The 15,229-nt window shown below is 40.3% G+C and carries 13 protein-coding genes; 1 reads left to right on the top strand and 12 read right to left on the bottom strand.

The features are described from left to right. Positions 1–39: 39 nt before the first annotated feature. A complete protein-coding gene (locus tag OWEHO_RS15295; RefSeq protein WP_014203399.1) occupies positions 40–786 on the top strand; it encodes a hypothetical protein in 747 nt (248 codons plus the stop codon). Here OWEHO_RS15295 and OWEHO_RS15290 read toward each other — a convergent pair. From OWEHO_RS15290 to OWEHO_RS15235, 12 genes are all read right to left on the bottom strand, one after another. Next, on the bottom strand, positions 783–1,316 hold the full coding sequence (locus OWEHO_RS15290; protein WP_014203398.1) for a DUF192 domain-containing protein: 534 nt from the start codon (positions 1,314–1,316) through the stop codon (positions 783–785). The two genes, OWEHO_RS15295 and OWEHO_RS15290, sit on opposite strands and share 4 nt — an antisense overlap. Continuing rightward, complete coding sequence (locus OWEHO_RS15285; RefSeq protein ID WP_014203397.1) at positions 1,313–2,380, bottom strand: prolipoprotein diacylglyceryl transferase; 1,068 nt, start codon at positions 2,378–2,380, stop codon at positions 1,313–1,315. The genes OWEHO_RS15290 and OWEHO_RS15285 overlap by 4 nt, the downstream gene beginning before the upstream one ends. A gap of 86 nt (positions 2,381–2,466) precedes the next feature. Then, positions 2,467–3,930 carry a tetratricopeptide repeat protein gene (locus tag OWEHO_RS15280; RefSeq protein WP_014203396.1) on the bottom strand — a complete coding sequence of 488 codons (1,464 nt, stop codon included), beginning with the start codon at positions 3,928–3,930 and terminating at the stop codon, positions 2,467–2,469. 37 nt (positions 3,931–3,967) lie between these two features. Next, a complete protein-coding gene (locus tag OWEHO_RS15275) occupies positions 3,968–4,747 on the bottom strand; it encodes a zinc ribbon domain-containing protein (RefSeq protein ID WP_014203395.1) in 780 nt (259 codons plus the stop codon). Between the two features lie 6 nt (positions 4,748–4,753). Then, positions 4,754–5,845 (bottom strand): Nif3-like dinuclear metal center hexameric protein, encoded by a 1,092-nt coding sequence (locus OWEHO_RS15270; RefSeq protein ID WP_041627662.1) that lies wholly within the window; start codon positions 5,843–5,845, stop codon positions 4,754–4,756. 110 nt (positions 5,846–5,955) lie between these two features. Continuing rightward, complete coding sequence (gene rpsA, locus OWEHO_RS15265) at positions 5,956–7,992, bottom strand: 30S ribosomal protein S1 (protein ID WP_014203393.1); 2,037 nt, start codon at positions 7,990–7,992, stop codon at positions 5,956–5,958. A 223-nt stretch (positions 7,993–8,215) separates the two neighbouring features. Next, positions 8,216–9,643 (bottom strand): hypothetical protein, encoded by a 1,428-nt coding sequence (locus OWEHO_RS15260; protein WP_014203392.1) that lies wholly within the window; start codon positions 9,641–9,643, stop codon positions 8,216–8,218. A 210-nt stretch (positions 9,644–9,853) separates the two neighbouring features. Further along, positions 9,854–11,161, bottom strand: a complete 1,308-nt coding sequence (locus tag OWEHO_RS15255; protein ID WP_041628313.1) for a citrate (Si)-synthase, eukaryotic — start codon at positions 11,159–11,161, stop codon at positions 9,854–9,856. Between the two features lie 23 nt (positions 11,162–11,184). Then, positions 11,185–12,474 carry a phosphopyruvate hydratase gene (gene eno, locus OWEHO_RS15250; RefSeq protein WP_014203390.1) on the bottom strand — a complete coding sequence of 430 codons (1,290 nt, stop codon included), beginning with the start codon at positions 12,472–12,474 and terminating at the stop codon, positions 11,185–11,187. After that, complete coding sequence (gene carA / locus OWEHO_RS15245; RefSeq protein WP_014203389.1) at positions 12,474–13,583, bottom strand: glutamine-hydrolyzing carbamoyl-phosphate synthase small subunit; 1,110 nt, start codon at positions 13,581–13,583, stop codon at positions 12,474–12,476. Before carA ends, eno begins: the two co-directional genes overlap by 1 nt. 109 nt (positions 13,584–13,692) lie before the next feature. Further along, the gene (gene rplQ, locus OWEHO_RS15240) at positions 13,693–14,226 is read right to left on the bottom strand and encodes a 50S ribosomal protein L17 (protein WP_014203388.1); all 534 of its coding nucleotides are present in this window, start codon (positions 14,224–14,226) and stop codon (positions 13,693–13,695) included. A 6-nt stretch (positions 14,227–14,232) separates the two neighbouring features. After that, positions 14,233–15,225, bottom strand: a complete 993-nt coding sequence (locus tag OWEHO_RS15235; protein ID WP_014203387.1) for a DNA-directed RNA polymerase subunit alpha — start codon at positions 15,223–15,225, stop codon at positions 14,233–14,235. Between the last annotated feature and the right edge of the window lie 4 nt (positions 15,226–15,229).

Below are 15,229 nucleotides of genomic sequence, written 5' to 3'. Positions count from 1 at the left end.
TGGCTTTTTTGATTTAATGTAAAATGCAATATTTGAGGTATGAGAAATAGGATCGCCCTGATATGCGCTTTTGCTTTAATAGTTTGCAGCTGCAAGGAAGAAAAACCAGCTCCCCCTCCCATTCCAGATCCTGACGCTCCAAGTTTAGATTTGACTATTATTAAATCAGCTGATGCCACTCTTCAAGCAGCATATGTCAGCACCATATCTAAGGAAAATATAGTGGGCACTTACACCTCATTTCAAGGTGTGGCTCATGCCCGTTTTTTTGACTCCCAAGGCAATAAAGCTATTGTGAAAACGGTGATTTGCGAGGGATACACTTTAGAGGAAAAAGGAGGGCTTTATAAAAGCTATACTGAAAATGAGCAAGGAATAGACTTTGGCAGCAGCACAAGCTGGCAGGTAACGGGACAATTTAATGTCCCCACATTTAATAAAGATGTAGCCAGTAAAGTTCCTGAAATTGGTGATATCAATATTCGTGACAGCATAAACTCCAGAGATTCTGTTTGGCTAAAAATAAACCTTCAAAGCGCTTTCACCTCCCTGGGCAACGTTGATTCTATAAACTTCTCCTTAGCGGGAAAACTAAATGATTTACGCTACAATTCGGCCTCGACCAATGATAGTGTGATGCTAAGTCCTAATCAACTCAAATCGTTGGGAACAGGCAAAGTGTACGTAAAAGTAGAAGCCTACAGAATAGAAGTGGAAAGCATGCAGGGTTACAATGTTGCCTTTATAAACAAGGGGGTGTTCTACAAACCGCTGTGGCTATACTAGTTTCTTTCAAACTGAATTTTGTCGCCTTTTTTCAAGCCATGCTCATCAGCAAAACCACCAACAACTTCGAGCACATATAGTGCAGGACCTTCGCTTGGTAAGCTCTTCAAATCATGAGGTACAGCGTTTTTTTGCACACTCACTATTTCAAAATTGCTATTGATGTAAATAATGTCCAAAGCCACATAAGTATTCTTCATCCAAAAAGATTGCTGCTGCTCTGCTGGCATTATAAATAGCATTCCAGTATTTGGGTCCATACTCTTGCGATACATCATCCCGTACTGGGCTTCAGTTGCATTGTCAGCAATTTCTATATCAAGCTGTTTTATGGTATCCTGATTTTCAGCCGCCATAATCCATAGCTCACCTTCTTTGCTAAACTTTGGCTCATACTCATGTACCACCTTATTATTTGGCTTTGATGGAGCGACCTTTTCTCCCCCCATGGGTAAAGAAGTAAACACTATCCACCCCAAAAAGGCCACCAGCAAGGCTATGGCTACAATTTTTCCGGTACGCTTTTTCATGACTTTTTCTTTTTAGCTGTAGCTACAAAGTAGAGCCCTATAGCTACTAGAGGAATACTTAGATACTGACCAATCAATAACCCTTGCCCATGCTCCTTACTTACTTGTACTTCTTTGTAATATTCAATAAAAAAGCGGAAACCAAACAATAGTATCAGGAACATCCCGAAAATAAAACCTTGTCGCTGCACTATGTTTTCATTGATATACAAACGATATAGGATAAGGAATATGAGAAAATAAGCGAATGCTTCGTATAACTGCGTAGGGTGTCTTGGTACGCCTAAAACTTCTACATGTACACTATTTTTCTTTTGCTCATCCCAAGTAATTGGGCTGGTGGAAAACAATATGTTTTTATCCTCCCTATCCAGTCTATCATTAAAATAGGGTTTAAGAGACTTAATAGCACTTTCCGCTTTTTCCTTACTCACCTGCGGAAGCACCTGCAGTTGCATATCGTAAAGAGGATAAATAAGGGTGTCAGTAATTTCCTTTTTATCCAAAGCTGTGAATTCTACACTCTCAAAAATGTTGTCAAAATTCATCAAGATACGCTCACGGGCAGGGTTAGTAAAAACCGTTTCCATGTTGGAGTTGGCAATGTCTCCATAAATTTCACTATTTGTCCAGTTTCCGATTCGGATTAAAACTGCCGCCAAAGCCACGGTAATCACCACTCTATCGAGCATCCATAGTGGAGACTTTTTTAGTACCCTTTTGCAATAAATAATAATTGCAATAACGATGGCGATAGCTGCTCCATGGCTGGCCAATCCACCTTCCCATACTTTTAGTATTTCGCCCGGATGCTTGGAGTAATAATCCCATTGATAAAAAAACACATGACCAAGCCTTGCCCCTACCACGGTGGCAATTACCACATAGGTAAGTAAGCTATCCAACTTTTCCTGTGCTATGCCGGCTTTCTCAAACATCTTCTTCATCAAGAAGTAGCCGAGCACAAAGCCAAGCGCAAAAAGTAAACTATAAAAACGGATGGTAAAAAATCCCAAATCGATACCTCGGCCCATGTCCCAGGTAATTGCGAGCAATGATTGCATATTTTGATTTTAGTGCGGTGAAAGTACTAAGATTCCTAAATAATAGTATTTGAAAAGGGTTACAGTTTTATCAAATAATATACCCTCTACATTTCAGAGAGTGCTGCTTTTGCTTTTTGATGAATTCCTTCATAAAATGGAAAGCCTGAATACTTCAAAGCTTTTTTGTAATAGCCCTTTGCCCCTTTTACATCTCCGCTTCCGCGTAATATTTCGGCCGTTTGCAAAGCGCTATTTCCTAAACAATAATTGGCGTCAAGGCCTTTTACCGTCATAGCTTTTTCATACCAAATGAGCGCTTGATGCCCTCTTCCTTGCTGCTGTTTTATTCTTCCCATTCGGTAATAATACTCAGCTTCATCTATTGGTGAAGAACAGCAATGACCTACCGAGTGGCACAAAAGCTCTTCCTCCGCCTCTGTGTATTTACCCACATCAAAAAGCACTCTGGCTTTTACCAATGTAGAGTTAAAACCATGTCTGGCCTCAATAATAGCTTGTCGATCAGCCCCGGTGTTATTTTCTCCTTTCAAAAAAATATTCTCAATCATTTCATCTGACTTCCGCTTTTTACCATCCAGCAAATAGTACCAACTTAAGTAGCGGTAGGTAGACTTTACATACACCTGACTAGTATTATTTTGAAGGTATCTTTCAAAGTATGACACGCATCGATCGGGATCTAATCCCAAAAGAATCTTGCCCTGCAAGTAATCCAAATAATTGAAATTAATATAAGCCTCGCCTTCCGGGCGATTGTCAAGCCATTCTAATGCTTTCTTCGCGTTGCCACGGTCAAGTTCTATTTGAGCTTGCGCATAAATTAGCACACTACTTTTTGCCACATCAAGCCCTAAAGCTTCTGGAGTGACCACATTACTAGAAAGCAGAAAACTGACATATGAGTATACAAAGCCTGCATAAGGTCTGTAAAACGTAAGGCTCGGGTCAGCAGAAAGGCGCTCAAAAGATGTTTCCAACATTTTCATTCCTTCTGGTACACTACCTTCAAAACCTAACAAGGAGGCCATGGACCGATAGTCATCTGGCAAGCTACCTATTGCTGCATATAGCACACCTAGAGGAATTGCCGTAGGAGCAAAGTCAGGAAAGCGCTCATAATTATCCGTAAGGAAATCGTAGGCTTTATAAAATTGCCATGCAGCTTTAATATTGTTTTTGAATTTCCCGTTTAGGGTAGCTTGAGCCACATATAGCTCTCCCAAAAACAGATTGCGAAAAGGACTAGCTTCTGGCAGATCTTCTATTTGAGAAATATAACTATCAATCTTGTCCTGGTTATTTTCATAATGTGTCTGGTCTTCATTTACAAAAAGCTCAGCACACACCATGGCTGCCTGCAAATATGCCGCTACCCTGTTATTAGGATCACGCTTTTTCTCGCGTTTTATTATGGCTTGAGCATCACCAAATCTGAGCTGGGTAATATTTTGATGCGCCAGTTTATAAGCCGGAGTAAATGAGGCCGTGGCTTGCCCAAGCCCGTTTAAGGAAAATAGCGATAGGCACATCACAAAAAAAGGGACCATTATGATCCCTTTTTTTATAAATACTCTTATGTGAAAATTACTTACCAAACGAAGCAAATAATTTTGCCATTTTCTCTTCTTCCTCACGAGCCAACTCTGGATCTACCAATACACGACCAGAGTGCTCATCAGTGATAATCTTTTTGCGAGAAGCAATCTCCAACTGACGTTGTGGTGGAATGGTAAAGAAAGAACCGCCTGAAGCTCCACGCTCTACTGGCACCACTGCCAAACCATTTTTTGCACCGCCACGGATACGTCTGTAAGCTATAAGCAATCTCTCTTCAATGCTCTTAGCATATTCCTCAGATTTCTTCAAAAGAGCTTCTTCTTCTTTTTGAGTTTCCTCAAGAATACTGTTTAGCTCGTTTTTCTTAAAATCAAGGTGAGACTGACGCTCGTCAAACTTAGTTTGAGATACAGAAAGAACATCTTTCTTATTGTCAATCTTGGCTTTAAATTCTTTTATGCGCTTCTCAGCCAATTCAATTTCCAAAGTTTGGAATTCAATTTCTTTAGAAAGGGCATCAAACTCACGGTTGTTGCGCACATTCTTTTGCTGAGTCTCGTATCTGGCAATTTTTTCCTGAGAATCCTTGATTAGGTTCTTCTTGTTTTTGACCTCAGTATCCAATTCGGATATTTCCTCATTGATTTTTCCGATACGAGTTTCCAAACCGGCAATTTCGTCTTCCAGGTCTTCTACCTCTAGAGGCAACTCGCCACGTACGTTTCTAATTTTGTCAATGTGCGAATCAATAAGTTGAAGATCGTATAAAGCGCGAAGCTTTTCCTCAACGGTAACTTCTTTAGCCATAGATGCTTATAAGTAATTAATCGGGTTTGTGTATGTCTCCGTTAAAAGAAGGGCGAAATTAGGGAATTTTTCTTTAATACTTTGATAGAGAAGTTCTTTTGTGAACTGCTCATTCTCATAATGTCCAATATCAGCGATAATGATTTCATTTTCAGCGTCAAAAAATTGATGGTACTTAAAGTCTGATGTCAGAAAAACATCTGCACCAGAAGCTTTGGCCTGCGGCAACAGGAAGCTTCCACTCCCTCCACACCAGGCAATTTTTTGCACTTCATCCTTCATTAAAGAAGTATAACGCACCGTACCCCCAAACGTATCCTTCACCATTTTTAAGAAATCCAAAGCGTACATCGGTTCACTTAATTGACCTACCATACCCGAGCCAATCTCTTGGTGCGTATTTTCTAAGGTATAAATATCATGCGCCACTTCTTCATAAGGATGAGCGTCAATCATGGCCGTCAATACTTTCGACAACTTATGACTTTCCAAAATCATTTCTACACGAACCTCTTCTGCATATTCCCTTACTCCAATCTCACCTACCGTTGGGTTACTGTTTTCGCTTCCGCGGAAGGTTCCTGTGCCGTCAATTTGAAAACTGCATTCATCATACTCCCCCACTTTTCCACCACCTGCAGCAAACATGGCTTCAACCACAGCGTCTTTTACATCTGTAGGAATAAACACGACAAGCTTTTTTAGCAAACCTTTTTTAGGTGCCAACACTTGCATATTCTTCACTCCAAGCATTTCTCCAATTTTCCGGTTTACACCAGTGTGAATATTATCTAAGTTGGTATGTATTGCGTAAAGAGCAATGTCATTTTTGATAGCTGCCATTACCGTGCGCTCTACATAGTTTTTTCCTGTAAAGGATTTTAGACCGCCAAATATGATAGGATGATGTGAAATGACAAGTTCACAGCCTTTGGCCACAGCTTCCTCTACCACATCTTCAGTCACATCCAGGCTGATAAGTGCCTTGGTAACCTCTGCATTGATATTACCAACCAAAAGCCCACTATTGTCATACGATTCCTGGAGTGAGCGTGGTGCCAACTCTTCCAGGAAATTGATAATTTCTTTTATCTGCATAGGGCTAAAATAGGGAGGGATAATTGAAGTGGCAAGTATTAAAACCTTTAGACAAAAAACCCGCTCCAAATTGCTTTGGAGCGGGTTCCAATATTTAAAAACTCTAAGGATTATTTACCCTCTTCGTCTTTTTCCATTTGCTCTTTAAGTGCACTAAGGGCATCAAGATCTCCTAAAGTAGAACGCTCTACGTTAGTTTGAATCTTCTTCACAGCTTGCTTAGTTTGCTTCTTCTCTACTTGCTCCTTCTCAGCTTTTACAGCTTTGTGAAGTTCAGTTTTAGAAGCTACTACTCTGCGTGAATCCTTATTGAACTCAATGATTTTGAAGTCAGTTACTTCACCTTTCTCGATGATAGTTCCATCTTCTTTAGCCATATGACGACTTGGTACGAAAGCTTCGATTCCAAGGTTTTCGAATCTTACTTCGGCACCTTTGTCAACGATTTCGCTCACTTTACCTTCTAGCACGCTACCTTCTTCAAGTAGGGTTGCGTAGGTATCAAATGGATTGTCTTCCACTTGCTTGTGTCCAAGGCTCAATCTGCGGTTTTCAACATCTACGTCAAGTACCACTACATCAAGTACAGCTCCAATAGAGGTAAACTCACTTGGGTGCTTCACTTTCTTAGTCCAGCTAAGGTCAGAAATGTGGATCAAACCATCGATTCCTTCTTCAAGCTCTACAAATACACCAAAGTTGGTGAAGTTGCGAACGGTACCTTTATGCTTAGATCCGATAGGGTATTTAGTAGTAATATCAGTCCATGGATCTGGAGTTAATTGCTTGATACCAAGAGACATCTTACGGTCTTCGCGATCAAGAGTAAGCACGGTAGCTTCTACTTCATCACCAACACTCATAAAGTCTTGAGCACTTCTTAGGTGAGTACTCCAGCTCATTTCACTTACGTGAATAAGACCTTCAACACCTGGGATGATTTCTACAAACGCACCGTAATCAGCAAGTACTACTACTTTTCCTTTTACTTTATCGCCAATGGCAAGATCCTTGTCAAGGTTATCCCATGGGTGAGCTTCAAGCTGCTTCAATCCAAGTTGGATACGTGTTTTATCCTCATCAAAGTCAAGGATCACCACGTTCAATTTCTGATCCAATTCAACTACCTCAGATGGGTGGTTGATACGGCTCCAGCTAAGGTCGGTAATGTGTACAAGACCGTCTACACCACCAAGGTCGATAAATACTCCGTAAGAAGTGATGTTTTTCACCACACCTTCTAGTACTTGACCTTTTTCTAGCTTGCCAATGATTTCTTTCTTTTGTTCTTCAAGATCCTCTTCGATAAGAGCTTTGTGAGAAACTACCACGTTTTTAAACTCGTGATTGATTTTCACCACCTTGAATTCCATAGTTTTATCTACGTACGCATCGTAGTCGCGGATAGGCTTAACGTCAATTTGAGATCCTGGCAAGAAAGCCTCGATACCAAATACATCTACGATCATACCACCTTTCGTACGGCACTTCACGTATCCATTTACTACTTCTTCGTTTTCAAATGCAAGATTCACACGATCCCAAGCTTTGATAGCACGGGCTTTACGGTGAGATAGTACCAACTGACCATCCTTATCTTCTTGCTTGTCAACTAGTACTTCTACTTCGTCTCCTACTTTAAGATCTGGATTATAGCGGAACTCATTCAAAGAAATCACACCTTCTGACTTGTAGCCTATATCTACGATAGCCTCACGGTCAGTCATGTTGATTACTTTACCTTCAGTTACGGTGTGCTCGTCAATGGTAGTGATGGTTTCTTCGTAAAGCTTAGTAAGCTCTTCTCTTTCCTTCTTTGACTTGCTCTTAAGACCGTACTCAAACTCTTCCCAATCAAATTCCTCATCAGCAACTGCAACTTCTACAGGCGCTTCTTCGGTTTTTACATCTACTTCAGTAGGAGTAGTTTTTTCCTGGGCTTTTGGTGCTTCTTCCTCTTTTACTTCATCAGTAGCTTTTGGTGCTACTTCTGCATCATTAGGCAGGTCGGCACCTGATTCGTTGGTTTGGGCTTTTACTTCTTCCGAAGTTTTTTCGTTTGCCTGCTTACCGGCATCCGTTTTTTCTGCTTTGGCTTTAGCATTTGCTGCTATCTCCTCAGCTTTTTTGTTGTTTTCTTCTGACATGCAGAAACTCGTTTGTATCCCGCCATCGGTAAGGCTTTTAAGAATCCGACTTGCGAAAGATGTTTTAATTATTTGATTTACAAAACCTTTAACGTGCCTATTGCTTCGCGAAAAAGGGGTGCAAATATAATTCTATTTTCTGAAAATAGGAAGGGGTTTGATGAATGATTAATGCATCCTTAAGGCTAACTCCACAATCTGGTTTTCAACCGGTTATAGCACCTTAGAATAAAGCGTAGGAAAGACTAGCGCCTAACGAGGTTGAAAACCCTTTTCCATTGTACCCAGCACTACTGTCATATACCATCGAATCATCAATCAAAGGAATAAAACTATCGGCTACGTAATTATCGGAGTAAACCAGTCTCAAGTTTACTGAAAGTCTAAACCTAGGTGTAAACCAATAATAAAGTTGAGATCTTGCTTCTAAGGCATATCCGTTACCTTCATTCGAAGCATCAGAATTTTCACCGTAAGTCACAAACCCATTTATTCTTGTCGTCCAGTAAGTTCTTGTGTTTGGATAATAACCGAATTGATACCCCGCTTTTAGAGTACTTCTGAAATTTGGATTTAAGTCAGTATCCTGATTATATATTTCCTGAAAATGCCCTCCGGTACCTACATATAAAGCCACATCATAATCCCGCTGCCACTTTACGCTTATTGGCTTTTGATTCATATACCTGGCGTACCCATACACAGCCAAATCATTCCATCCAACCACTTTTTCATCTCTGATCACACTATCGTTTTCGGTCCTTTTGTAATAATAGTCTTCGTAGGCGAAATCACCTACAGCTCCAAACTCCCACAAAGATCCGCTACCTCTTTCAAAGTTATTAGCATAACCCCATATGTCTGCTACTTGGGCAAAATATACCATATCTGCTTCACTAATTAAGCCAGAACTACGAAGTGTTGAGTCAATTTGTTCAAGCTGGAAAATTCTCTTAAAACGGCTATCAAAAAATCGGGTATTTGCCACCTCAATCATTGTTGCCGCCAGCTCATCAATTTCTTCATTTGAAGGACTTCCAGAAAGCCTACCTTTCTTTCTTAACCAATCATAGGTATCATATGCTAATCTCGCATAGGTCACTGGCTCAATTCGCCCAATTCCATAAGCCGTATATAACTGCCCATTAATACTCTCATCATTCTCCTCAAGCAAGTCTACACTTACCCCTGTTAACTCACGTTTACTCATACCTCCTTGATAACCTAACGCACCATGTAAACCAAAATATCCACCATCTCTTTGATTGGTATACCATCGGTTTTCAGCGGTACCTTGAAGGTAGTAATTGGAACTACCACCCTTATTTTTGTAAACCTCACCGGTTGGTGATTCGCTTTCATTATCTAATAATCTAAAGCCCCCATTAGCTCGGCCGTACTGTTTGCCTATATATTTATCAGTATTGGTATACCCATAAAAATCCAATGAAAGTGTTCCTACACCTACAGTAGAGTTGGAGTTTTCAAAATTATTTTGATTTCCCGAGAGAGATGTGTTTGCATCTAGCCTGCGATAATGAATATCCGGTGTTTGAAAATCTTTAAGATTGTAATCAATTTGAGCAACACCAAGTAATGTATAAAGGCTTGCCAAAGCAAGTGAAAAAAATGCATTAGTTTTTAGTAACATGTTTGATGATTTAAAAAGGGTTAAAACTTGCGATGCCCTTTTCCAAAGACTAGGCCATATTTAGCCTCTTAACAATTTCTTCATACATAAAAAACCAAACACCATTACGTATCAAGCATTTAACCATTTTTTAACTTAAAATAAAACAATAAAAACCAAAAAAGCCGCCACGAAATTTCGAGGCGGCTTAATATTTATATCAGTAGAAAATTACTTCTTTCCGTACTGCTCTTTCAAAAGTTCAGTAGTAGTACTTCCTGGTCTTTCAAGTGGGAAACCAAGAGCTCTATCCCAAATAAGGCTAGCCAAAGTACCCAATGAACGACTCACTCCAAATAATACAGTGTAGAAGTCATATTGAGTAAGACCATAATGCATCAACAGTTGACCTGAATGTGCATCTACGTTTGGCCAAGGGTTTTTCACCTTTCCAGTTTCCTGAAGGATTTCCGGAACTACTTCATAAACACGACTCACAATCTGGAACAAGTCATCATGCGGCATGTGCTTTTGAGCAAAATCACGTTGCGCAGTGTAGCGAGGGTCTGTTTTACGCAATACAGCATGACCAAATCCTGGTACTACTTTACCATCATTCAAGGTTTGACGCACATAGTTTGCAATCTGCTCTTTTGATGGAAGTCCACCACCTAATTCATCACGCATAGCAAAAATCCAGCGTATTACTTCTTGGTTTGCCAATCCGTGCAATGGGCCAGCAAGTCCGTTCATACCAGCAGCAAATGATTGGTATGCATCAGAAAGTGCAGAACCTACCAAGTGAATAGTGTGTGCTGATACGTTTCCACCTTCATGGTCTACGTGAATGGTCATGTACAAACGAAGCAATTCATGGAACTCTTCATTATCAAAACCAAGCATGTGAGCAAAGTTACCTGACCAATCTAAAGATGGATCTGGCTCAATATGATCACCATTGTGGTACATTCTTCGGTAAATATATGCTGCCACACGTGGAAGACGAGCAATAAGGTTCATCGCATCTTCATATGTAGGCTCCCAATATTCTGATTTGTTGATACCGTTGCGGTAAGCTTTTTTAAACTCACTCTCGGTGCGAAGAGCCATAATACCAACAACAAACTGAGTCATTGGATGTGTGTGCATTGGCAAAGCATCAATCACCTTAAATACGTGCGGTGGAATTTGCGCTCTACGTGCCCAGTTATTACTTACTCTACGTACAGTATCATCATCTGGTAGCTCATTGTAAAGCATCAGATAAAAAATACCTTCTGGCAGAGGCTGCTCGCCACCAGGGTATTTTGGTAATTTTTCCTGCAACTCAGGAATGCTATAACCTCTGAAGCGAATACCTTCAGCTGGATCCAACTTAGAAGTTTCGGTAATCAAAGCTTGCATACCTCTCATTCCTCCGTATAGTTGGCTGATTTTAATTTCGCCAATTACAGTATCACCGTGAGCGGCAATAAAGTCCTTTACTTCTTTTTGAGTTGATTCAATTTTTTCGCTAAAAAGTTCTTTTAATCTCTGCATCTTAGACGTATTTTCTTGTGCCATTACTTAATATACTTAAATTCTTTACCAGGATATTTTGCCGTATCATTTAGCATTTCTTCAATACGAAGAAGCTGGTTGTACTTTGCAATCCTATCGCTTCGAGAAGCTGATCCTGTTTTTATCTGTCCACAGTTCAAAGCTACTGCAAGATCTGCAATTGTGCTATCTTCAGTTTCGCCCGAACGGTGACTCATTACACAGGTGTATCCGTTTACCTGCGCTCGTTGTACGGTATTGATGGTTTCGGTTAAAGTACCGATTTGGTTCACTTTTACAAGAACCGAATTAGCAATACCTTGTTCGATACCACGCTTCAATCTTTCTTCATTGGTTACAAAAAGGTCATCACCCACCAGCTGTACTTTATCGCCAATGGCATCGGTAAGTTTTTTCCAACCTTCCCAATCATCTTCTGCTAGTCCATCTTCAATAGATATAATCGGATATTTTTCTACCCAGCTAGCCCAGTAGGCTACCATTTCATCTGAAGTAAGCTTTAGACCACTACTTTTATGAAAGCTGTACATTCCGGTTTTTTCATCGTAAAACTCAGTTGCCGCAGCATCCATAGTAATGAATACATCATCACCAGGCTTATATCCTGCTCTCTCAATAGCGGTAAGCACCGTTTCTATAGCCTCTTCGTTTGACTTGATGTTTGGTGCAAAACCACCTTCATCACCTACATTGGTGCTATATCCTTTTTCTTTCAACACTGCTTTTAGGTGATGAAAAATTTCCGTTCCCATTTGAAGACCTTCTGCAAAAGTGCTGGCGCCAAAAGGCATCACCATAAATTCCTGAAAATCGATAGAGTTATCAGCATGTGCTCCTCCGTTCAAAATATTCATCATTGGAACCGGTAACACGCGAGCATTAACACCACCAATGTAATTAAACAAAGTCTGTCCACTTGCTTGTGCAGCAGCTTTAGCCACAGCTAATGAAACCGCAAGGATAGCATTTGCACCAAGATTTGCTTTGTTTGGAGTTCCGTCCAAATCAATCATGGCCTGATCAACACCTGCCTGATCATTCACATACATACCCACAACTGCCTCGGCAATGGCCTCATTGATATTATTGACCGCTCTTAGCACACCTTTACCAAGGTAAGTTTTATCATCACCGTCTCTAAGTTCTACCGCCTCGTGAATTCCAGTTGAAGCTCCAGATGGCACTGCTGCGCGGCCCATGTGACCACGATCTGTGTATACATCTACTTCTACAGTTGGGTTTCCCCTACTATCCAAAATTTGTCTGGCGTGAATTCCTGAAATAATTGCCATTACTTTTTATGGGTATTAATTAAGTTAATGAAGTCGTCAAAAAGGTAGCTAGAATCATGAGGTCCTGGGTAAGCCTCTGGGTGGTACTGCACCGAGAATACCGGCTTATCCTTAATTCTAATTCCTGCCGGAGTATTATCATTCAAATGAATATGTGTAAGCTCTACTGTTTCGCTTGCTTCTACATCTTCCATTTTTACCGCAAAACCATGGTTTTGGGTAGTAATCTCTCCTTTTCCGGTAAGGAGATTTTTTACAGGGTGATTGATACCACGGTGACCATTAAACATTTTGTATGTACTCAATCCCATTGCTTGTGCAATAAGTTGGTGCCCCATACATATTCCGAATACTGGAAGTACGCTGTCTATCATTTGCTTTACCACCTTCACTGTATTCATCATTGCGGCAGGATCTCCAGGGCCATTGGTTACAAAAAGACCATCAGGATTCCACTCCATCATTTCTTCAAAAGAAGTGGTCATTGGGAACACTCGCATTGAAGCACCGCGCTTGGCAAAGTTTCTAAGGATGTTTAGCTTTACGCCAAGGTCCAAAACTGCAATTTTCACATCGCCATTTTCTTCACCATAGTCAAAGGCCTCTTTTGTAGAAACTTTACTTGAAAGCTCTAACCCTTCCATAGATGGAACTTCGCTAAGCTTTTGCTTAAGCTTATCAATATCTTCTGTATTGGTACTGATGATTGCGTTCATCGCACCTTTGTCTCTAATGTGACGCACCAAAGCTCTGGTATCCACATCAGAAATAATCAGCTTATTCTGATCATCAAAATAATCGTACAAGCTTCCATCGGCAGATGGACGGCTCTTGTATTCGCTGAAGTTTTTACAAACCAGTCCGGCTATCTTAATGCCTTCTGATTCCACTTCATCAGCTTTTACACCATAGTTACCAATATGAGCATTGGTAGTCACCATGATTTGCCCAAGGTAACTTGGGTCAGTAAAAATTTCTTGATACCCGGTCATCCCGGTGTTAAAACATACTTCTCCGGTAGCCTCTCCTTCAAGCCCGGTTGATTTACCCCAAAATAGGGTTCCATCTTGCAAAAGTATTACTGCTTTCTTTTTTTGGTAATGTGCCATTATTCTATTTGTAGTCGCCTTTACTATCGAAAAAAATTTCCAAAAAAAAAGGATAAGAATGTATACACCCTTATCCTTTCAATATCAAATCAGATTAACAGTCCAACTATTAGTCTTTCTTGTCTTCACTGCTTGTATCTTCAGTCTTAGCCTCTTTTTCAGCTGGTGCTTCTTTTGTAGCCTCCACAGCTTTAGCCTCAGTAGCTGCTGCTTCGGTTTTCTTTTTACCCCCTCTACGGCTACGACCTTTAGCTTTGCTAGCTTCTTTGCCGTTGGTGTAGATGTCGTTAAAGTCAACAAGCTCGATCATACACATTTCTGCGTTATCACCAAGACGGTTACCAGTCTTGATAATACGAGTGTATCCACCCGGACGATCGCCAACTTTAGCAGCTACTTCTCTGAAAAGTTCAGTTACAGCATGCTTATTTTTAAGGTAGCTAAATACAGTTCTTCTACTGTGAGTACTATCATCCTTTGATTTTGTAATCAAAGGCTCCACATATTTTTTAAGCGCTTTGGCTTTAGCAACAGTGGTATTGATACGCTTGTGCTCAATCAGTGAAGATGCCATATTCGCTAGCATCGCCTTACGGTGAGCTGCCGTACGACCGAGATGATTTATTTTCTTTCCGTGTCTCATCGATCCTTATTCCTTATCCAATTTATACTTTGCGATGTCCATACCGAAGTGAAGACCTTTGCTTTCTACCAATTCATCCAATTCAGTAAGTGATTTTTTACCGAAGTTTCTAAACTTCATCAAGTCACTCTTAGTAAAGGTTACCAAATCTCCCAAAGTCTCTACTTCGGCAGCTTTTAGGCAGTTTAATGCTCTTACTGAAAGATCCATATCTACCAGCTTAGTTTTAAGCAACTGACGCATGTGAAGAATTTCTTCATCATAGTTATCAGTTTCGGTAGTCTTACTGTCCTCTAAAGTGATCTTTTCGTCACTCACCAACATAAAGTGGTGGATCAAAATCTTAGCAGCTTCAGTAAGGGCTTTCTTAGGATGAACACTACCGTCTGTGGTAATTTCAAAAATCAACTTTTCATAGTCAGTCTTTTGCTCCACACGATAGTTTTCAATGCTATACTTTACATTCTTAATAGGAGTGTAGATAGAGTCAATAAAAATAGTACCGATTGAGGCATTACTTTTCTTGTTCTCTTCAGCTGGTACATATCCTCTACCTTTTTCTACGACAAGTTCCATTTCCAGCTTTACAGAAGGATCCATGTTGCAGATAACCAAGTCAGAGTTTAACACCTGGAATCCTGAGATAAATTGTCCCAAATCACCAGCAGTTAATTTGTCTTGACCAGAGATGCTAACGTTAATCTTTTCCTCCTCCTGATCTTCGATTTGTCTTTTGAAACGAACCTGCTTCAGGTTAAGGATGATTTCAGTTACATCTTCTACCACCCCTTTGATAGTAGAAAACTCATGCTCAACACCTTCTATTTTTACTGAAATAAAAGCAAAACCTTCAAGCGAAGAGAGCAATACTCTGCGAAGAGCATTACCTACGGTCAATCCGTATCCTGGTTCTAAAGGTCTGAACTCAAACTGACCTTCAGTCTCAGAAGCGTGATTCATTATAACCTGATCAGGCTTTTGGAAGTTTAAAATTGCCATAGCA

It is taken from the genome of Owenweeksia hongkongensis DSM 17368 (genome assembly GCF_000236705.1).
Classification (GTDB): Bacteria; Bacteroidota; Bacteroidia; order Flavobacteriales; family Schleiferiaceae; genus Owenweeksia; species Owenweeksia hongkongensis.
The sequence above is the reverse complement of the archived record's forward strand: the minus strand, read 5'-3'. Positions and strand labels throughout refer to the sequence as shown.

Excerpts from the sequence above, each read along its gene's own strand:
- rplQ (WP_014203388.1), bottom strand. The coding sequence starts at position 14,226 with ATGAGACACGGAAAGAAAATAAATCATCTCGGTCGTACGGCAGCTCAC.
- carA (WP_014203389.1), bottom strand. The coding sequence starts at position 13,583 with ATGGCACATTACCAAAAAAAGAAAGCAGTAATACTTTTGCAAGATGGA.
- eno (WP_014203390.1), bottom strand. The coding sequence starts at position 12,474 with ATGGCAATTATTTCAGGAATTCACGCCAGACAAATTTTGGATAGTAGG.
- OWEHO_RS15235 (WP_014203387.1), bottom strand. The coding sequence starts at position 15,225 with ATGGCAATTTTAAACTTCCAAAAGCCTGATCAGGTTATAATGAATCAC.
- OWEHO_RS15270 (WP_041627662.1), bottom strand. The coding sequence starts at position 5,845 with ATGCAGATAAAAGAAATTATCAATTTCCTGGAAGAGTTGGCACCACGC.
- rpsA (WP_014203393.1), bottom strand. The coding sequence starts at position 7,992 with ATGTCAGAAGAAAACAACAAAAAAGCTGAGGAGATAGCAGCAAATGCT.
- OWEHO_RS15260 (WP_014203392.1), bottom strand. The coding sequence starts at position 9,643 with ATGTTACTAAAAACTAATGCATTTTTTTCACTTGCTTTGGCAAGCCTT.
- OWEHO_RS15280 (WP_014203396.1), bottom strand. The coding sequence starts at position 3,930 with ATGGTCCCTTTTTTTGTGATGTGCCTATCGCTATTTTCCTTAAACGGG.
- OWEHO_RS15275 (WP_014203395.1), bottom strand. The coding sequence starts at position 4,747 with ATGGCTAAAGAAGTTACCGTTGAGGAAAAGCTTCGCGCTTTATACGAT.
- OWEHO_RS15290 (WP_014203398.1), bottom strand. The coding sequence starts at position 1,316 with ATGAAAAAGCGTACCGGAAAAATTGTAGCCATAGCCTTGCTGGTGGCC.
- OWEHO_RS15295 (WP_014203399.1), top strand. The coding sequence starts at position 40 with ATGAGAAATAGGATCGCCCTGATATGCGCTTTTGCTTTAATAGTTTGC.
- OWEHO_RS15255 (WP_041628313.1), bottom strand. The coding sequence starts at position 11,161 with ATGCAGAGATTAAAAGAACTTTTTAGCGAAAAAATTGAATCAACTCAA.
- OWEHO_RS15285 (WP_014203397.1), bottom strand. The coding sequence starts at position 2,380 with ATGCAATCATTGCTCGCAATTACCTGGGACATGGGCCGAGGTATCGAT.